The following is a 21,653-nucleotide window of genomic DNA, read 5'->3' as shown; positions in this document are numbered from 1 at the left end:
TACTGGTGCCTGACATTTCACTCACAAATATTTTATTATTAAGTGTTTATTTATAATTTATCAATATCCCGGATTCTGGTCAGCCTGATTGATGAGCGGGTTGGTCAGAATCTCATTCGTCGGAATCGGGAAGATTTCCTGATAAGCCTCGTGCTCAAAGAAACGGAATGAGTCACCAGTCTGCAGACAAGCCTCTTGTGAAGAGTTGGCTACTGTTTTCGGATATTCGGCGGCAAACCATTCTTTGCACATACCCATACGGCACAAATCATGGTAAAGCGAGAACTCGGCATTGAATTCATGGCGACGCTCTATAATCAGCGCCACCTTCCATACCGGAGAAGTATAGCCTTTGGCTGCTTTATAGCTTGTATAATAGGTCTCTGCATCCGGCACTTCCACCGTCTGGGTATTCAACATGTCGGCGGGTAGGTCAATCATCGTCGCTCCCATCTCCAAATTACCCCAAGCACGGTTACGTATCTGACGTATCATGTTCCATCCGGTAGCGTTGTCACCTGTCTCGAAACAACATTCTGCATAGTCGAGCATGATGCCTGCATAACGCTTCAAAGTCAACGAAATAGGATTGAATACTTTGTTGTTCTCACCTGGCTTGCATCTCCAGTATTTCAAGGAATAAACAGTAGGCATATTTTCGGAACCTTGGAAAAGACCGTCAAAACCACTTGTCACCCCTACAGTCTGCCCGGTAATGGGATGCGTATCCCCTTTGGCAACAGCAGAGTATTGGCGGCGTTTGTCACCCGGTTCAAAGGAACGTACAAACTCCCAAGAAAGACAGAGAGACCCCCAGCCTCCCCATTCGGGTGCCGCACACATATATCCGTACCACATCATGGCATCTGAAGACGAATCGGCTCCCCAGCCCATATATCCTTGTTCATGATACATCACCTCAAATACAGATTCTTTGGTCCAATGTGTATCCCAGGCATGCAGGTTACCGAAGCAGGGCTCCAATGAATAGGTTCCACTGTCCACTATATCCTTTAGTTCCGTCTTGGCTTTCGTAAAGTCTTTCTTCAACATATACAGCTCGGCCAAATAAGCTTTGCAGAACCCCTTGGTTATACGTCCGTATTCACCATTCATGGGTAACCAGTCCAGATGGTCGCGTCCAAAAGACAAATCTTCCTCGATAGCCGCATAAGTCTCATCCACGGATTCCGGACGTGCCTTTCCTACCGAAGTAGTATAGGTTTCACCGGTAAACAACATCGGTACCCTTCCGAAAAGTTTCGTCAGGTAAAGGTAGTTATAACCGCGGATGGCACGTGCTTGCGCTTCATAAACGGTCTTGGAATTGCTGTCCGCAAATATAGAGGCATCCGCCGTCTCCAGGCCAGCCAGGAAACGGTTTGCACGGTCCACTGCACGATAACTCATCCGCCATGCAGTCTCCAGGGAACCCTTATCGGGTTTCCAGGCATGACGCTGCCATTCCGCATCCCAACCGGAAGCCTGACAGTCCATCGTAGAATGGTTGGCAGCAAATACCTGAGGCTTGAATCCCCATGTTTCGTCATCACCGGAACCGTGCTGGTCCGTATAAAAGGTATCATAAAGTCCGTTCAATCCGGAAAGGACATTCTCCTCCGTTTTAAACATGAAATCCGCCGGAAGAATATCGTAATGATCCACTTCCAAATAATCGTCACAAGACGTTACGGTGCTTAAGGCCAGCACACCGATCAACAGTTTATATAAGTTTTTCATAATCATATTTTTTATCCGTTAGTATTAGAACTGTACACTCAGACCGAAAGTAACCGACATCGGGAACGGATAACGTCCTCCGTCAAATCCCGAATACAATACATTGGAGTCACCAACTTCCGGATCGCCGAACTTATTGTACGAAGAGATGGTACATACATTGTCGACACTGGCAAATACGCGTGCATTTTCCATTTTCACCGGTTTCAGCACATTCTTCGGGAATGTATATCCTATCTGAATATTTGAAATCTTCAGATAATCCCCCTTCTGGATGTAGGCGTCGGACACACGCATGTTCTTATTATAGTCTGTCTTGGTGATACGCGGATATTTGGCGCCGGTATTCGAAGATGACCATGCATTATTGATATATTCCTTCAGTACATTCTGATAACCGCCGTCGGGTGCATAGACTGAGGTCAAGCGGGCCGAAGAATAAGAAAGGATATCCATACCGGCTACACCGTACAAGTTCATCGAGAAATCAAAGTTTTTCCAGGAAGCGGTAAGGTTCATTCCGTAAGTGAACTTGGGATATCCATTGCCTATAACAGTACGGTCGGCATCGGTAATCTGCCCGTCACCATTCAAATCAACAAACTTATAGTCGCCGGGCTGGGTAGTCTTGTCCTGATATACACCACTTTCAACTCCCTTTTCAACCGCCAGCCTATTCATTTCATCAATTTCGGCCTGGGTTCTGAAAATGCCTTCTACCTTCCAGCCATAGTAGGAACCTACAGGATAGCCGTTCTGTGTAATGGAGTGGTTGTCCCAGTTGTCGCCATCTTGTGCTGACCCTGACTTGCTGAATATCGGATCGCCGACTTCAATAGCCTCGTTCTTCAGGGTAGACCCATTCAGCCTTATGCCGATATTCCAATCGCTGAAGCTCTTGTTCCACGCAGCAGTAAACTCGAAACCTGAGTTACGGATATGTCCCGCGTTAGTATAGACATTGGAGAAACCGGTAGAAGGACGAATCTGGCGATACAGAAGCAGATCCTTTGCGTCACGGATAAAGTAATCGGCAGAGAAAGAAAGCTCATTGTTCATAAAGGCAAAATCAATACCGATATTTGTCTGCTCATTGGTTTCCCATTTCAGGTTGGTATCAATTTCTTTCTGCTGGGCAATACCGGCACCGTTAATCACACTCGAACCATTAAAGAACCAGTACATTGCATTTGCCGAAGACAACTGTGCTATGGACAAGTTGGTACCATTGCCCGCATTACCGGTCTGTCCCCATCCGGCACGCAACTTCAAGTTACTGAACAGTTCTAAATCCTTAATGAACTTTTCCTCGGAAAGACGCCAAGCTACAGAAGCGGAAGGGAATGTACCATAACGATTGCCGGCACCAAAGTTCGAAGAACCGTCGCGGCGTACCGTTGCAGTCACAATATAGCGGTCGTTCAAAGTATAAGTCAGACGGCCGAAGTAAGAAAGGAATCTTGTCTTCAAATCCAGCCCACCATCCGTTTGCTTAGACGATGGGTCATTGGTCAATGAAATTTTGCGGATGTTGTCTGCCGGGAAATCGTTGGCACTGGAATTCAGCCAGGCACCGTTCGTATCGCTGGTAGAGAAACCGGCCATTGCACTTACGCGGTGATGCTCATTGGACCAGTCATAGTTCAAGAACGCTTCCAGACCGAGTGAAGTGGACTGGCTCTGGTTCAGCGAGAACGAGTCCTTACGGTCTTGAGTTCCAAAGGTTCTATCATTATAGGCTGTATAGCCATTATAACCTTTTGTATAATAATTATAACTGGCAATAGTTTTGAAGGTCAACCCTTTGTACAAATCGAGTTGTAGGAAAGCACTGGCGAGCAGACGGTCCCATTTATTGATGCTGTCGGCAGTCTTGGCAGCAGCAACCAGATTGTCAGCTCCCTTGTTCACATCCCCATTACCTTCTTTCTTGTAATGTCCCCAAGTACCGTCGGGCAACACAATAGGCATGGAATAGAAAACACCGTCCTCTACATAATCCATGGTTGGAATGGCTTGTGCATAGTTTCTCAGGTTGCCTCCTCCCATCTTTTCCGAATGTGCATAGTTCAAGTTCAAGCCTACATGCAGAAAGTCTTTCACTTTGTGAGTGATATTAGCGCGTGCCGTCAAGCGTTTAAAATTCGACTCAATCACGATACCCTGGTTGTTCAAATAACCCAGAGATAAGTTGGCTTGGGTATTTTCGCTGCCTCCCGAAGCAGAAAGGTTATAGTTCTGCTGTAATGCCGTGCGTGACATTTCATCCTGCCAGTCAATGCTGTTCAGTCTGCCTATGTAATCCTCGCCATATGCCAGATTGGTCATGGCAATACCGTCATTCTTGACGGCGGAACGTACAGCACTTGCAAACAAGCCCGCATCAGCCACATCAATCTTATTCGAATTGAACTGGAGGGCATAGTTGGCCGAAAAGTTCACCTTTGCCTTCCCCTTACCACCGTTCTTGGTAGTAATCATAATGACGCCATTGGCACCGCGAGTACCATAGATTGCCGTAGCCGAAGCATCCTTCAGAATTTCGATGGACTCTACATCATTAGGATTCAAGAAATCGATGGAAGTTCCTACCTGCACACCGTCCACTACATAGAGTGGGTCGGCAGAACCATTCACGGTTGCCACACCGCGGATACGGATGGAGAAACCTCCTTCCGGGTCACCGGAAGAACGGATGACAGATACACCTGCCGCAGCTCCCTGCAAACCTTGTCCCAAGTTCACCGGATTCCGCTTCATCATTTCCTCCGCATTCACGGAAGCCACAGAACCGGTGAGGTCGGATTTCTTCATCGTACCGTAGCCCACAACAACTACCTCATCCAAGGTTTCGGTATCCTCCTTTAAAGTAATTTTCAGAGCATTCATATTCCCGGTTACTTTGACCGTTCGCGCCAGATAACCGATGTAACTGGTCTTCAGCGTAGAACCTACGGGACACTGCAAGGAGAAGTTACCGTCCAAATCGGTAATCATACCGTTTGTCGTACCTTCCACAATGACATTGGCACCGATGATGGGCTCGCCTTTCTCATCCACCACTTGGCCCTTCACAGTAACTACACTCTGCTGTACGACAGTGACACCTGCAAACGGCTGTACGCTTGTTGCAAAGAGAGGTCCGGCACATGCCAGCGATACTGACATGATACCCAAATACTTCATCACATTTCTCATAAATACTAAATACTTAGGTTTAACAAATACCCCGGTCATAAGCACATCGGGAAAAAGATATGCGACACAATTTTGTGCCACTATAGAGGCACTGCCGTGCCATTGGGAAGGCACATCTGTGCCACCATAGTGGCACAGATTTCGGTAACTATATCCCTTTCTCTTCCATACCGACAGGGGTGAATTCAATATAGATTTTCAAAGATTAAGTTCAGAAACTCAGGGAAGTGCCTTCAACCTGGTTCAACAGTTGCGGTTTGGCCTTTCCACAATCCACTTTCACAACCTGAATACGGTTGTCGGCAGGTAGACAAACCAATCCTTCTGCCTGCTTCTTGTCAGCACTGTATACCTTCAGGCTCATTTTACTCCAATCCATCTCAGCAGTGGACTGCGCCAACTTCAGATGAGGAAGTACCGAACCGTCACGTACCAGCATGATTATCGGCAGACTGCCTGCTTCAATCCGGTGCCATCCGCCTTCGTAGACTTTCTCTGTCTGGTAGTCTATCCATTTTCCTTCGGGAAGGTAAACTGTGCGGCCCGTCATACCGGATTCAAGCAAGGGGGCAACCAGAATCTGCGAACCGAAGAGATACTCGTCATCCACTTTCCATGCTCCCGGATCATCGGGGAATTCTACAAACAAGGCTCTTAGCATCGGTAAGCCCTTTTCTGTACATTCCTTAGCCTGAGCATACACATAAGGCATCAGACGGTACTTCATCTCCGCACTCTTGCGGAAGACATCCTGCACACGCTTGCTGTCGTACAACCACGGCTCTGTCGGAGGTGCCCCATGCGCGCGGGTATGGGAAGTAAGAAAACCGAACGGTATCCAGCGGCAATACAAGTCCTCCGGAGTGGATTTTACAAAGCCGCCCATATCATGGCTCCAGAAGGAGAAACCGGACAAGCCGAAGGACAAGCCTGCACGAAGCGTACCCAGCAGACCCGTGTTCGTAGTTGCAGCATCACCGCCCCAATGCAATGGATAACGCTGGGAACCAGCCCATGCGGCACGTGCCCACATTATATTCTCGTTGTGCAACTTCTTGGTTATCTCGGACACTGCCATATCATAACGCACCGGATAGAGGTTATGCTCATACCATCCGCTCTTGCCGGAAGCGTAAATACCATTCAGTGGAGCAGCCTCGCCAAAGTCTACTTTAATGGCACTGACACCGATATTCAGCAATCCCGCCAGTTTGTCCTGATACCACTTTACTGTTTCCGGATTGGAAAAATCAAGCACCACATCTTCGTAGGGAAGTTCACCATTTCCATTTTTCACATACATGTCTTTCTCTATCAGTTCAGAGAAATAACGGTTTTTAGGAGTGAAATAAGGCAACTGCCACAAACATACATGGAAACCTTGAGACCTCAAATCCTTCAACATCTGCTGTGGATTCTGGAAACGGTTCTCGGAGAATTTATAGTCACACTGCCAGTCCACATCAAACCAGCCGGTATCGAAATGGATAACATCGCACGGATACTTGTTCTTACGGATATTGGCCGCTACATCATAACCTTCCTTTTCACTGAAATAGGTAATACGGCTCATCCACGTACCGAAAGACCACAAGGGGGGCATGCCCGGCTTTCCTACCAAATCGGTGTACTCGTCCAGAATATCTTTCGGCTCGCCGAAGAAAACGAACAAATCCAGGTTCTCGTCACCCATGAACATTTTGTTCAGCCCAATATAGGTAGCACCAAAATCACAAGTCACGGGAGCGGATGTATGCATAAACATACCATATCCCCGGTTACTCATAAAGAAAGGAATCGGTTTGTACATCTGGTCCGTCTCAGGCCCTTGTGGGTCTGTAACGAACAAGTTCACCTTCTGTCCGGCCTTGTTCAGCCCAGTGGCAGACTCTCCGCAACCAAAAATCATTTCATCTGCAGTCAAGGTAAATACCGGATTGATGCGGCGAGCATTGTCGCTTCCCCGCTTCACAAAACAGAACGGCGTATATTTTACCTGCGTAGAGTCCGCGTCGCTCAAAGCGGCAGTCTGGCTCAAGATACGTCCGGCTTTATCCTTCAAGACGATTCTCCAAGGATTCTTGTTAATCTGAATGGTTCCATAGTCGCTGGAATAGATAATCTTGTCATTCGTCTCGGTAACTTTCCAGCTTCCATCCCTGCCCGGTTCCTTTGCCAACATGATGGAAGCGGCAGGTTTGGGTTCCACCGGGGTCGTTAGCATACGGATACGTACCGTACGCGGAGTTACAAAGTCAATCTTGAATTTGAGGTTAGGGTCATTTTCATAGGCAGTGAAGGGGAAATCGAGCATTCTCATTTTACGGGGCTGTGCACCGTTGGTATTGAAGGCTTGGCGGGGCATCAGATGCCCGCGTTTCCAATTCACCAGCCCTTCACCCGACTTGGCATCGAATGACTCCAGGTGATCTGCAAAAAACAAGGTATTACTCAAGTCACGGAAATCGGTACTCATGTCCAGAGGTTGGTTCATCAAATACGAAGTACCGTCATTGACATGTGGCTGTGCCAACAGATTGCCACCGGCAAACAACAGCATCGCCACTGCTAAAAGTTCTTTCTTCATACTATTAGGATTTAAATGATCTCGCCTGCAAATGTATTTTTCTTAAAGGAAACACAGATGCCTTAAAAATGTCTTTTAATATCCGGTTTTGTTTCATAGAACCCATATAGGGCCATTGGAAACAAAATGCATACTATTTTTCACCAAACGGAGGATATCATCCCACACGAATACGCAAATCTTTCCTTGCTCGTTCGAAGGATTATATTTAAGTTTGCAGTTACAATATTGTTAATCCTTCTAATAAAGAAAATACATGAAACAACTGCTCCTATTCCTTATATGCAACCTGGCCTTCCTCCTTACTGTTCAAGGTAACTCAGCGGAAATCCCGCCGGCTGTCATGTTCAAGCAGCTCTCTACAACAGAAGGACTCTCCAACAACAGTGTCCGAAGCATCTACAGAGACAATAGGGGATTCCTCTGGGTGGGGACAGAATCAGGACTCAACAAATACGACGGCTACTCCTTCCAGCAGTATTACCAGAACAACTCCGACCTGCCGGACGATGCCATCAGCGAAATTTTCGAAGGACCGGACGACAATGTATGGATAAGGACTTCCAGCGGCTACAGTATCTATAATTATAAGACCGGTAAATTCGACAATGACTATAAACCCATACTCGATGGGCTGCAAATCCCCAGTAAAAACATTCTGAGGATGGGAAAAACATCCAAGAATGAGTTTTGGGCCTACGACTATTCCAAACTTTACATACGAAGCATGGACAACAGCTCCATCAAAGCCTATCCACTGGCAGTTGAAAAGATTTCAAACCTCTATATAGGTGTCCAGTTCATTTATATAATGTACTCCAACGGTACCCTATACAGTATCAGCAAGCAGACTTCCGAAGTCAAGGAAATAGCCATTCCCACCATCTATAGACCTTTGCTGGAGAATCATGAGCCACACATTTACATAGACCAAAACGAAAGCCTATGGGTATACACCTTCCAAAACAGCCTACTTTTGCACAAGAACAGTTTTACACAGCAATGGGAGGACATCAGCCTGAACAATAACACTCACATACAGTACAATCGCGTGCAACGCATCCTCGACCTGGGAGACGGCAACGTATGGATACTTACCAGCCATATGGGGCTGTTCGTTTACAACACCCTGACCAAATCGCTTACCAACTTGGTGCACAATCCATTGAAACCGCACACCATTGCCAGCAACAATCTGAATACCATTTACCGGGACAAAGACGGAACCATATACATAGGGAATTTCAAACACGGTATTTCCTATTATAGCCCCATGTCCCAAATCATACTATGCAACAAATCCCTGGAATATGATGATATCCTGACCTTCTGCGAAGACACCAGCCAGGAATACATTTACTACGGAACAGACGGTACGGGACTAATCCGACGTTCACTAGTGACCGATTCATACGAAAAGATAGCAACTCCCGCCAATATTGTAGTCGACTTATCCATCGACTCCAAAAACCGCCTATGGATAGGCACCTTCCAGAAAGGACTGCTATGCTACTCGAAAGGGCAAATCAAACAATACACAGTAAGTAACAGCCAGCTTCTCGAGAACAATGTGTATACAGTAAAGGTAGACAAACACGGATACATCTGGATAGGTACCATGAAAGGATACATACAGAGGTTAAATCCGGAAACCGGGCAGTTTGACACCATCTTGTACCGTCCGGGAGAATTCTTTGTCCGAGATATGTACTATGATAAAGACAGTACCCTTTACGTAGCGACCAAAGGAGGACTCATTATCATCGATACGGAAACCCAAGCCTATAATATCTACGCCGAAGCCGGCCGCTTCAAGGAGAACAATATGCTCACTGTCTATAAGGACAGCCGGGACCTTCTTTGGATAGGACATCCACACGGACTGAGTATATGGAACCAGAAGAACGACTCCATCTACTTCCTTGACCAGAAAAACGGACTTGCCGCCAACCTCGTCAGAGCCGTCACGGAAGACAACAACAACCAGATGTGGATTGGTACCGGCAACGGCATCTCACGAATCAAAATAACAAACGGTACATACGCCATCGTGAACTACTCCGTAAGCGACGGACTGATATGCAACGATACTAATGTCCACGCCATCCTCAAGCTACAGAACGGCAATATACTGATAGGCACGCCACAAGGTTACCAGACTATCATTCCACAAGACATCCTGACCACAAGTTATGATGCCAATATTTACCTTACCGGTATTGAGCTCAAATCCGGAATGACCCATCCGGACATCCTGAACGGCAGCTCACTTGAATGTGCACAACATCTTTCCTTCACTGAAAAGGAAAATTCATTCACTCTGTCCTTCTCTGCCCTCGACCTGGTGGAAACGGATAAGATAAAATATGCCTATAAGATTCATTCCAACTGGATTTATGCTGAAAACAACAAAGTAAACCTATCCATGCTGACTGCCGGAAACTATACTTTATCCGTCAAGGCATGCAACTCACAAGGCATATGGAGCCCCAACGTCAAGGAACTGAAAATAAAGATACTCCCTCCTTGGTGGCGCACTTGGTGGGCTTATACCATATATAGCGGTATCGTTTTGTGCATCCTTCTGTCCATTATCCGCAATCTGCGCTTACGCCAAAAGCAGAAACAAATCATGCAGGCCATCGAGGTGGAAAATGAAAGGCAGCAGAAAATCAACAATATGAAACTGCAGTTCTTTGCCAACATAAGTCACGAACTGCGGACCCCCTTGTCACTTATCATCAATCCGCTTGAAGAGTTTTTCGTAGACCATCCCGAATATCGTAAAGGCATTCTGGATATGGTCAAACAAAATGCCGACTATCTGCTGGAACTGATTAACCAACTGCTGGATTTCAGAAAGCTGGATGCCAAGGCTGAAACCCTGAAATGCAAACATGACAACATCCTTATCATTCTGAGTGAAATATTCCACTCTTTCGATCCGATAGCACAGAAACGGAACATCAGCTATAGCCTTACCGCTCCACAACATTCTGTATTCATGGATTTTGACTATGACAAGATACGCAAGATATGCACAAATATCCTGTCAAATGCATTCAAGTTCACTCCCAATAAAGGAAGCATCTCACTGGATATTGCCGTAAGAGGCACAAATCTGGAACTGACCTTTACCGACACCGGTTGCGGCATAGAGGATGAAGCCAAGGAGAAAATATTCCAAAGATTCTATCAGTCGGGCAAAAACCAGTCGAACAACGGAGGCAGCGGCATTGGACTGCACATTGTTTCCGAATACGTAAAGATGCATCAGGGTACTGTCTGTGTCAGGGATAACCAGCCTTGTGGTTCTGTATTCCTGATTGCCCTACCCCTACACCAGAACAGTAATGAAACCAAAAACGGAGAACCGGTCGAAGGACCGGAAATAAAAGAAGAATCCCATCCATTCACCATACTACTCGTAGATGACAACTACGACTTCTTGAAATTTCTCTCTGAAAGTCTTGCCAGGCAGTATCATGTATTAAAAGCCACAAACGGAAAACATGCACTGAATGTACTGGAAAAGGAAGATATTGATTTAGTGGTCAGTGACATCATGATGCCCGAGATGGATGGTCTGGAACTATGTTCAACCATCAAGAATGACATACGCTACTCCCATATCCCCATTATCCTCCTGACAGCTAAGGCAAGTGAAGAACACCAATTGGAAGGGCTTAGCGTTGGCGCAGATGACTATATCACCAAGCCTTTCAATATGGAAGTCCTCAAGCTGCGCATCAACAAGATTATCGAGATGAACGTCAAACGTCAGGAAATATTCAATCAGGACATTAAAATCGAGCCAAGCCGTATCACCATCACTCCCCTTGACCAGCAGCTGGTGGAAAAAGCTATCCAGATTGTAGAGGACAATATCAGCGAAACCGAGTTTTCCGTCGAGGAGCTTGCCAGCAGCCTGAATATATCACGCAGCTATTTCTACAAGAAAATGATTAAGATAACGGGAAAGAAACCCATCGAATTCATCAGGACCATCCGTATGAAACGTGCACAACAACTCTTGACAGAAAGCCAGATGCAAGTTTCGGAAATTGCATATACCTTGGGGTATAACTCCCCCAAGATATTCTCCAAACATTTTAAAGAAGAGTTCAACATCAGCCCATCCGAATTTATAAGGCAGCAGGCTGAATAGAAACATTATTTTGACATCAAAGCATCCAACGAAGACACCAACGCCACCAAAGCAGCACTCCAATTAATGGCTATTTCATTGGAAGCATACGAACCTTCCACATCTGCATAAGACTCATCCGGCAGATTGGAAGGATAGGGTACACCGTCTTGTTGGCCAGGATTGGGACCGCCAACAAGGAAACCGGGAAGAGGTGCCTCTATATCATCCGATGCAGAAAGACGATGGTGCGGATACAGAGGACTTTTCATCCCGAAACCGGTGACATAACAATATCCCGTGGCATTCTTTCCTAAAATGTAGTCCATATTGCGGTAGGCGTTCGTCAGGTACGACTTCTCACCCGTAAGCAAATAGGCGCAAACCAGTGAAGTGGCTTGGTTAGCACACCCTTCGGCAAGGCATCCCCAAAAGAAATCTTTGGCATCGTTGCCGTAAGGAGCGTGGAAAGGAGAGCGGTCAGCACCCCGCACAGCCTCGGCAGCATAGTCCAGTAGCAGGTCTTTCATGGCATTTGCCAACTCCACGTCTTCACCCTGATATTCCCTGCCCGGTTGCAGCCAGGCAAACACGCCCAACGCAGTGGTATTGCCCCAAGAAGGAGTCTTATATGCAGTGGGCAGATGCTTCTTCACTTGTTCCCGGTAAACGGGCTTTCCCGTAGCAAGATAGAGCTCGGAAGCCGCCCAGAAGAATTCGTCATCGGCACTACGATCACCGTAAGCTCCCGTAACCACGGCAGGTTGATATTGCTTGTTGAGGAGGTCCTGATGATAGAGCGCTTGCGGATGCGCTTCTGCCCAGGCGTAAGCACGTTCGGCAGCCTGCAAAGCCACTTCCGAAAAGCCAGGATAATCCTCTTCGTAAGGAGCAAACAACACGGAAGCTTGCGCTAAAGCCGCAGCATAGTCCAATGCCGCCGTTACTGATTTCTGAACTACATAACGGGGCTGCTTACACTCCGTAGGCTTGATAAATCCCTCGAACGAAGGGGTAGTCAGCTTGTGGTAGACTCCTCCGTCGGCAGGGTCTTGCATGGTCAGCATCCATTTCAGGTTATAGTACATCTCGTCCAGCAAATCGGGCGTGTGGTTTCCGCTTTCCGGGATGTTCACCCGTTGACGGATAAAATAGTCAGGAAAGCGGGCATAAATCGCCTGCATCAATCCGATGGAATAAGCGGAGTTCACAATGTACTTGTTATAATCTCCGGCATCATACCATCCTCCCGGAGAAGAAATCACCGCTCCCGCCTTACGTTCCGGCCCGGCAGCATTGGGATGTACCAGCACCTTGTCATCTGGATGGCCTGCCGGACGGCTCCACCGACCCGCATAAGTCGCTTCGATGGGCATACCCGTACGTTGGTAATAGAAAGATTTCAAAGCGGCATCGGCCAAAGGGGACAGCACCTTTTCCTTTACTTCGAATGCCACTGAATCGCCGTTAACCAACAGAAGATATCTTCCCGGTACCGTGATGTCACTGAAATCCAATATTGTCCTGCTCCTATCCGACCAAGCGGATGAAGCGGTATATCCGGGTTTGCCGGAAAGTAGCCGATTGCCCGTGGCTGCATCTACTATGGTAAATTCACGTACCTCACCGGCATTCACCACAGCTACTTTTTCCTGCTGGGGATAATACCCTAACTGATTCAAACGTACAGTTTCTGAAGGATGCCCTAAAGTGACCATTCCTCCCAGAACTGTAAACAGACATGTAGTTATATTCATATCACTATTCTTTATATATTAATATTATTCCATTTCAAAATTATTTATCCGACAATAAGGTAATGAAACTGATAGCCGGCAAGTGTACCCGTACCAGTCCATTCTCCACCTTCACTGCAGTTTCCTTCATGCAGTCTTTTGTATTGGTCACATAGACTTTCAGTTCCTTCACTTCTGCAGGGATACCGGAGATGACAGCCTCGCAATCCGCCCCATTATTGACCATATGGACGGCATATTCCCCACGCACCATATTTCCGAAAGCCGCACAGTTTAGTTTTTTCTTGCTGCTACTGACCGGAATGGCCAAGGCATCGGCCGGAGTGGAGGCCAGTTGCTTGATATTCCAGAAACGTTGCGTAGGACGCAAAGGACCTTTGGAACCATAAATGCCGTCTCCCCACAACAACGAATAGTCTGAAGTAAGCTGCCACTGCAAGATGGACAATGGCTGGCAAATGGCACAAATACGCGTATACAGATTGATTTCATAAAGTGCAAACGTCGACTCATTGAATATCTCGGCATAACCATGAGCAGCGGCATCCGTACTACCCTCACCAACCAAGAGTGGTACATTAATCGCTTTGGCAGCATCCGCCCACTTCTTTAACGTAACATCATCACAACCACGCCATGAATGGAAAGATACTGCACCAATATACTTATGAATCTCAGAATTGTTCAAAGCAGGAAGGATAAAATCGAAAGTCGTGGCATCCGAATTGTCGCCAAGCAGCATGCGGGTAGGAAGATTCAACCCTGCCAGATAAGCACCGAACTCCTTAATGAAATCTGCATGTTCTTGCGGAGTGTGGAGGACATCAATACCCAAATCCGATTCATTGAACGAGAACATGGAGAACTCAATACCATAATGCTGTTTGGCATACAACAGATAATCTGCCATGGATTTATAAATCTTCTCCTTTTTCCGGTTATCCAGACGATAAGCAATGACACCGCCTTGACGAGCATAACTTGCAGGACCTCCGTCAATGGCCCATGCAGGCGGAAACCAGCAGCTTAGTATTACCGGCATTCCCATCGCCTTCAAGCGCTTTGCCATGAGGAGACTTTCCTCCACCCGCTTGTTCAGTCCCCCATTCTGTGCCACGGCAATAGGATCGGATTCTTCTTCGGGTTGCCACAATCTCCACGGAAATTCCACACGGCCATAAGCTACGCGCAAGTTTTCCAGACAGTAATCTATCACTTTAGGGTCGGCAGCAGGATTCTGCAGGCGGAAATTCCCTCCAAAGCCTGCAAACAAACTTCCCGGATTCTGCATATCCAATGTAATTTCCGCGTCACTGTGATCTATCACTCCGGAAGCATGCAGTTCCATAGACAATGCTGTTCTCCCAGCCTTTTTCAGAATCGGCATTAGCGAGATATACACAACAGTACCGGTAGACTCTTTTTCAACCGTGGCCTTTACAGACTTATTGAACTTGAATTCCAACTTCCTATTGGCCGAAGTAACGGTCAGCTTCCTGCCACTTACCCTTACTTTGGCATCAATGTAGTTTTCCGGACTTAAAGCAATACAGTAATAGGCTGCCTGGTTCAAAGTAGTGTCCGACAGCGCATCAATAGAAATCTCCACCAAGCCTTTTCCCTTATCGGTCACTTTCTGATGGAACTTTACACCTCGCAGAGTAGCCGTCACTTCCTGCATATTCCCCTCACGATGGAAAACGGGACGGACCTGCTTCTCCTTTCCGGTAATCTCCATATCTCCTTTCAAGGTTCCGACACGCAGGGATGACTCAAAGTCTATCAATTCACCGTCTACGCGGACACCCGTGATATTGCTCCATGCCATCACTTCCGTCTGGGCAGAAAGCGGCAGAGATAATATACCACACAGCAATACAACTATTCCAAACTGGAAAATTCGTAAATTCTTCATAATATCAAATCTATAAAAGGTTGTCATTTCAGTCTGGTATCAATCTCAAACCCCATACGGCTGTTATGATAAGGACAATTCCACATACTTGCTTTAGGCTCCTTGTAGCGGGGAGTTCCATCTTCCAGCACCGTTCTGAACCATTCACCATACTCCTTGTCTATCATCCGTGATTTGATGAAGTTCCAGGTGCGGACGGCACTGTCCAGATAAGATTGTTCACCAGTCAGTTGCCAGGCATTGATACAGCCGACCACAGTTTCCGCTTGGCACCACCAGGAAGCGTCCTTCCTGATTTTGTCCTTATGTCGTTCATACATCATAGCTCCCATCGGGTTGATGCCCTCCTTCAAGGAAGCATCTGCAAGTTCCAATGCTACCTTCCTGCACCTCCCGATAACCTCCGGGTCACCCAGAGCCTCTGCAGCTTCCGTCAGCAGCCAAGAAGTTTCGATATCATGCCCGTAAGAGTCGATGTCATCCAGATTATTCCAATTTAAATCACAGTATGATATCAAGTGATGTGTTTGTGGGTTGTACAGCCTGGTTGTTATTAAGTCTATTACTTTTGCAAGGCGCTTGCAAAGGCTGTTATCCTTCCATACTTTATATAAAGCCGTGTATGCCTCTAATACATGGATATGTGTATTCATTGTTTTGGCAGCAATGCCATCTCCATCATACCCCAGCTTTTGGGGAGTTCCCCATTCGCGGGTAAAGGATTCTATATAGCCATCATTTACGGGATCTTTGACTTTGCTCTCCATTATCCGATAAAGCTCTATGGCTTTTTGCAGGCTTTCATTGTTGCCCGTTGCCCTGAAATGTTCGGACAACCCATAGATAGCATAAGAGCAGCCGTAAGTCTGCTTGTTCGTATCCAATGGGGTACCGTCCGCTTTTATCAGCCAATATACGCCTCCATACTGCGAATCAATGAAGTGATCTATGAAATACCGTTGCGCCCTGTCAGCCAATTTACGGTAGGCAGTATCGCCATACATCCGGTAGGCGGTTGAAAAAGTCCAAAGGATGCGGGCATTCAGTACACCACCTTTGGGAGCATCCGCTATCGGGGCACCGTCACGTCCCAATGAACCATAAAAGCCTCCGGAAGAATCTACGCTGTATCTTTCCCAAAAAGAGAGGATATTCTCTTTCAAGTCCGAGGTTATTTCATCTTTTAAAACCTTGTCTACGTGTGACTGTGCTTGCAGGAAAGGTGTAACCAGCAACCATACTGTAATCAGCAAAAAAACGGAAAACATACGTTTCATAATATAGCGATTTAAGGAGTTAGCCATAGTTACATTGCAAATGTACAAAAAAACAAATGGACACTACTCATTGCCATCCTTTTTCAAGGGATACAATTGGTTCCGATAAAGGCTATTTTTGGGTACTGAGTCCTTGTTTTACCAGACATCAGCTTCTATTGGCTCAAACGTGGGTATCCGGCAGCTCAAGCGCCATTGTCTGACAAATATAACAATGAATATCATAAAAATAGAGGAAAAAGACACATTTCATAACGTTATTGGCTACAAACAAAAGCCATCCGTTTCCTTTTTAGTCCGTATATTAGTAGAAAATTTTGTAACTCAAAAATAGATACTATGAGAAAGAAACATTTCCTATTTGCATCAGTCTTGGCACTGCTTTGCGGCAGCAGTGCGCTGCATGCGCAAGACTTCAAGCTGACATCCTCCGGTTATTTCAAGAATCAGGGAGTCGACATCATGGCTTTTGATGATATCTATCCCGAAGGACACCAAGGAGGGGTATGTATCATCATGAACGGACACCGTGTGGCGACGAATGGAGATATCCGTCTGGAAGCCACACCCGGACAATGGCAGCCCGTACCGAAACAGCTCGACCGGAAGCTCGGTGACAACAGCATCACCGCCACGCTGTGCTATCCCGACTCCTCACGCCATCTCACCGGATTCAACCCGATGATTTACCCGGACCTCCACCTTATATATACGATAAACGTGGAAAGCAAAGGTAAAAACATAGAGGTGACCGTAGACCTTGACCGCCCCATTCCCCAGGAATTCATCGGAAAAGTGGGCTTCAACCTTGAATTCTTCCCGGGTTCCCTCTTCGGCAAGCCCTGGATTATGGACGGTCAGAGCGGCATCTTCCCGCAACAACCCAACTCTCCCCTAATGACAACCCAACCCAACTATCTGCATACGGGAAATTATCATGACGGCAAGCAATCGCTGGCAGACATGGACAAACTGATAGGAAAAGGTTACAGCCCGATTGTGGCCGATGACATCATCAGCGAACCTTATGCCAAAGGCCGTAAGTTTACCTCCCGCCCCGACGACCCTTACAACAAAGTAACCATCGAATCATTGAGTGGTGACCTACAACTGTTTGACGGGCGTATGAACCACAACAACGGCTGGTTCGTACTGCGCAGCAACATAAAACCGGGTGTCACCAAAGGTGCCGTCAAATGGATTATCACTCCGAACGTAGTGGCCGACTGGATGTATCAGCCGGTTATCCAGACTTCACAGATAGGTTATCATCCCACTCAGGACAAGGAAGCCGTCATCGAAATGGATATACGTGACAACAGAAAGGAAACGGCACAAATCATCCGCATTGATGCCGACGGCGAAAAGGTTGTCAAGAACGTCACTCCTGCCAACTGGGGTAAATTCTTGAGGTATAACTATCTGAAAGTAAACTTCACAGATGTAAAGGAACCGGGGCTTTATAAGATTAAATACAATACCTCCGTGTCTCCCATCTTCCGCATCGACAATGACGTATATGCCCGTGGCGTATGGCAACCCGTACTGGAATACTTCCTTCCCGTACAGATGTGCCACATGCGCGTCAACGAGAAATACCGCGTATGGCACGACTGCTGCCACATGGACGATGCCCAGATGGCACCGGCACACAATCATATCGACGGCTACGACCAGAAAGAGGGCCTGTCCAAGTTCAAACCGGGTGAAGTGGTTCCCGGAGTGAACATAGGCGGCTGGCACGATGCCGGAGACTTTGACCTCCGCATCGAATCCCAAGCCGGAGAATCCTATATCCTGGCACTGGCCTACGAAGCTTTCCACCCGAATCTCGACGTGACTTCCATCGACCAGATAAACCGTGTGACGGAAATCCACCAGCCCGACGGTAAGAATGACTTGCTGCAACAAGTAGAGAACGGCGCCCTTACGGTAGTCAACGGCTACCTGGCACTGGGACGTCTCTACCGGGGAATCATCTGCAACGACCTGCGCCAGTACGTACTTCTGGGTGATGCCGCCGCCATGACCGACGGGAAAATCGGTAATGAAGATGACCGCTGGATATTTACGGAGGATAACCCCGGACGGGAACTGTCGACAGCTGCCCAGCTGGCTGCCGTATCACGTGTATTGAAAGGTTTCAATGATACATTGAGTGTGCATTGCCTCGACATTGCTCGCAAAGTATATGCTTCTACCGGAAGCGGCAACAACAGAGCCTTGTTCCCCAAAGTGCAGGCAGCCGTAGAGCTGTACCTCACCACCGGCGAACAACCCTATATGGACTTCATTCTGGACAACCAGGAGCTCATCATCAAGCAGATAGGCCGCATCGGCTGGTACACGGCACGTGTGGAAAAACTGTTCGCACAGATGAAGAACAAGAAAGCCAAAGCCTTTTCAGCAGCTTTCCGCAAAGCTTTGACCGGATATGAACAAGAACTGAACAAACAAGTGCAGGAGACTCCCTATGGCGTTCCCTACCGTCCGAACATCTGGGGTGCAGGCTGGGATATACAGCGTTTCGGCTTCCAGCACTACTTCCTGACAACCGCCTATCCGGAAATATTCCCGAAAGCACCGGTATTCAATGCCCTCAACTTCATCCTCGGATGCCACCCGGGCTCCAACCAGGCTTCCTTCGCCTCGGGTGTCGGCGCACAATCGGCCACTGTGGGCTACGGACTGAACCGCGCAGACTGGTCGTACATTCCCGGTGGGGTCATTTCCGGCACGGCGCTTATCCGTCCCGACTTCCCGGAACTCCTCACGTTCCCGTTCCTCTGGCAGCAAACTGAGTATGTGCTGGGAGGAGGTTCATCCCACTATATGTTCCTGGTACTTGCAGCAGAACAGTTGCTGAAACAATAAGAAAGACAGAGGGGGGAACAAAACCCTCTGGATGTTTTCTTTTAGGCGCGGATTACACGGATTTCACGGATTTAGTTTACTGCATCCGTGGATTCCGCGTAACCCGCGCCCAATATTATAGTATAATGAAAGTGTTTATATACTTTTCACTCTTTCACCAATTATCCGTACGGAACGGAATGGTAGGCAGTTCATTCCCACCGATCATCGTACCAATCTGGAAATCATGGAAACAATAGCGCACGCTGACGGGATGGGATACCTTTTCTGAAGAGATTACCACTTCATTCGTCTGCCAGTGCAGCCATACTTTGTCGGCAGGATGGAACACACGGTCCTCACCCGCCACTTCGAAACCGCGAAGGTCATAGTTGCGACAGATACCCATTTCCAAATGGTCGAAGGAAACCCATGCTTCACTGCCTTTAGCAGTCCATGACTTATATTGTGGGCCGAAACAGTGTATCTGCTTCAATCCATAGGTAAGGTTCAATGCCAGATAGCTCAAGCGTTGACCTACCTTTGTCTTGTTGCGGGGATGGATATTGTATATCTCATAAGGCTCTACAAGGTCGTTTGTAGAAATCATGGCACTGTTCGGAATCAGGCTTTGGGCACGGAATTGCGCTTCACGTAGGTAAGCAGCTTTCTCTTGCTGGGTACCTCCATAGGCGTACGGCGCTATTTCGGCAAAGTAGAAAGGCAATTCGCCCAGTCCCCATTCTTTGCGCCACAGCTGCACCATATCGGCCAGACGCTCGGCGTATGTTTCATGACGGCCTACGTTAGACTCGCCCTGATACCAGATGAATCCCTTTATGGTATAGTTCTGAAGCGGCTTCAGCATGGCATTGTACATCAGCATGGGGCGGTGCATGGGGTGCAGGCGTTCGATGGAATCGGGGTTGAGAGATATGTCTGGATAGTTTTCCAGCAGTTCACGGCTTATCCAACCTTCTACAGTGGCTCCACCGTAGGCACTGCTGATGATACCCACGGGAATACGGAGGGCACGGCTCAGTGAAGTTGCGAAATAGTAAGCTGTTGCACTGAAATCGGGTGCGGTCTCGATGGAGGAGAGGTTCCAACTACCTTCGCAGTCTGTTTGCGGTTCATACGTCTGATGCTTGGGAACGGTGAACATGCGCACACCCTTATTTTCGGCAGAAGCTATGATATCATCCACCCCATTCATGATGCAACAGCCGGCAAAGCCTTTCAGGGGCATTTCCATATTACTCTGGCCGGAGGCAAGCCATACTTCACCGATTAGGATATTCTTCAACGTAGTTTTTTCTCCGTCATCAAAGGTTATCTCATAAGGCGTGTATCCTGCTGCCGGAGTTTTCACGGCAAGCAGCCAACGTCCGTCCTTATCGGCACGGCAAGTGGAGGTTTGTCCGTTCCACGAGGGGGTTACACGTACTTCCGCTTTCGGCGTTGCCGTTCCCCACAGTTTTACTTCCGTCTGCTGCTGAAGAACCATATTGTCACTTACCAGTGCAGGCAGTTTTACCTTGGCGCCCAATGAAGCGGCGCAGCATAATAGAATCAATGCAAGAGTTTTACTTTTCATGGCATATTTGTGTTTACTACTTATTCAGAATTCAATAACGTGAGCAAAAATAGGGCTTTTTTGCTCACGTTCACCTTTTTCAAGTCAAAAGTTTACATCGCATTGTTCCGCAACAATCGTAGGAATCAAGTCATCTTTAAGCCTACAATAGAAGCTATCAACGTAGCAATAAAGAACAGACGGATGAAGGAAACCGGCTCATCAAAGAATACAATCCCCAATATTACCGTACTTACCGCACCTATCCCCGTCCACACGGGATAGGCCGTCCCGATAGGTAACGTATGCACCGCCTTGGCAAGCAGCAACATACTGATGGCCAGACAGACAAGAAAACCTGCACCCCACAGATAATATTCCGTACCCGTAACGCCTTTCATCTTTCCCAGACAAAAGGCAAAGCCTGACTCAAACAGTCCGGCTACAACCAAAATAATCCAGTTCATACTCAATTCTTCTGTTTCATTATACATTTAAAGAGGGAGCAAAGATAACCTTTCCCGTACTCCTGCCACTTTACATTTGATAAGAAGCACCGGATAAGGTCGAAAATCGTATCTTTGTCACACTAAGAACCAATAC

Annotated in this window: 10 protein-coding genes; 2 read left to right on the top strand and 8 right to left on the bottom strand. The window is 47.3% G+C overall.

Features of this window, described 5'->3' with window-relative positions; translation table 11 throughout:
- Window positions 1-60: 60 nt before the first annotated feature.
- The 3 genes from DWX62_RS15830 to DWX62_RS15820 all read right to left on the bottom strand — a co-directional run bounded on the left by DWX62_RS15830 (window position 61) and on the right by DWX62_RS15820 (window position 7,525).
- Window positions 61-1,740, bottom strand: coding sequence for a RagB/SusD family nutrient uptake outer membrane protein (locus DWX62_RS15830; RefSeq protein ID WP_057256579.1), 1,680 nt, complete (start codon window positions 1,738-1,740; stop codon window positions 61-63).
- A 24-nt stretch (window positions 1,741-1,764) separates the two neighbouring features.
- Complete coding sequence (locus DWX62_RS15825; RefSeq protein WP_227187248.1) at window positions 1,765-4,938, bottom strand: TonB-dependent receptor; 3,174 nt, start codon at window positions 4,936-4,938, stop codon at window positions 1,765-1,767.
- 211 nt (window positions 4,939-5,149) lie between these two features.
- Window positions 5,150-7,525 carry a TIM-barrel domain-containing protein gene (locus tag DWX62_RS15820; protein ID WP_035447362.1) on the bottom strand — a complete coding sequence of 792 codons (2,376 nt, stop codon included), beginning with the start codon at window positions 7,523-7,525 and terminating at the stop codon, window positions 5,150-5,152.
- Between the two features lie 256 nt (window positions 7,526-7,781).
- Between DWX62_RS15820 and DWX62_RS15815 the strand changes: the two genes are divergently transcribed.
- Complete coding sequence (locus tag DWX62_RS15815) at window positions 7,782-11,693, top strand: two-component regulator propeller domain-containing protein (RefSeq protein ID WP_005830998.1); 3,912 nt, start codon at window positions 7,782-7,784, stop codon at window positions 11,691-11,693.
- A 5-nt stretch (window positions 11,694-11,698) separates the two neighbouring features.
- On the opposite strand, the gene DWX62_RS15810 is transcribed toward DWX62_RS15815, so the two are convergent.
- The 3 genes from DWX62_RS15810 to DWX62_RS15800 are packed head-to-tail and all read right to left on the bottom strand — an operon-like array spanning window position 11,699 to window position 16,621.
- Window positions 11,699-13,429 (bottom strand): glycoside hydrolase family 9 protein, encoded by a 1,731-nt coding sequence (locus DWX62_RS15810; protein ID WP_120173007.1) that lies wholly within the window; start codon window positions 13,427-13,429, stop codon window positions 11,699-11,701.
- A 40-nt stretch (window positions 13,430-13,469) separates the two neighbouring features.
- The gene (locus DWX62_RS15805) at window positions 13,470-15,344 is read right to left on the bottom strand and encodes a hypothetical protein (protein ID WP_243636281.1); all 1,875 of its coding nucleotides are present in this window, start codon (window positions 15,342-15,344) and stop codon (window positions 13,470-13,472) included.
- Window positions 15,345-15,367: 23 nt separating this feature from the next.
- Entirely contained in the window at window positions 15,368-16,621 is a 1,254-nt protein-coding gene (locus DWX62_RS15800; protein ID WP_008662425.1) for an AGE family epimerase/isomerase, read from the bottom strand.
- A 339-nt stretch (window positions 16,622-16,960) separates the two neighbouring features.
- On the opposite strand from DWX62_RS15800, the gene DWX62_RS15795 reads away from it, so the two are divergent.
- On the top strand, window positions 16,961-19,495 hold the full coding sequence (locus tag DWX62_RS15795) for a glycoside hydrolase family 9 protein (protein ID WP_120173005.1): 2,535 nt from the start codon (window positions 16,961-16,963) through the stop codon (window positions 19,493-19,495).
- A gap of 154 nt (window positions 19,496-19,649) precedes the next feature.
- Here the strand turns inward: DWX62_RS15795 and DWX62_RS15790 are convergent, their stop codons facing one another.
- Together DWX62_RS15790 and DWX62_RS15785 are read right to left on the bottom strand one after the other, a co-directional pair.
- The gene (locus tag DWX62_RS15790; protein WP_120173004.1) at window positions 19,650-21,071 is read right to left on the bottom strand and encodes a sialate O-acetylesterase; all 1,422 of its coding nucleotides are present in this window, start codon (window positions 21,069-21,071) and stop codon (window positions 19,650-19,652) included.
- 125 nt (window positions 21,072-21,196) lie between these two features.
- Window positions 21,197-21,517 carry a multidrug efflux SMR transporter gene (locus tag DWX62_RS15785; RefSeq protein ID WP_120173015.1) on the bottom strand — a complete coding sequence of 107 codons (321 nt, stop codon included), beginning with the start codon at window positions 21,515-21,517 and terminating at the stop codon, window positions 21,197-21,199.
- Window positions 21,518-21,653 lie beyond the last annotated feature (136 nt).

This window comes from Bacteroides sp. AF20-13LB, assembly GCF_003603065.1.
Taxonomy (GTDB): Bacteria; Bacteroidota; Bacteroidia; order Bacteroidales; family Bacteroidaceae; genus Bacteroides; species Bacteroides uniformis.
This window is presented reverse-complemented; position numbering and strand designations above follow the sequence as displayed.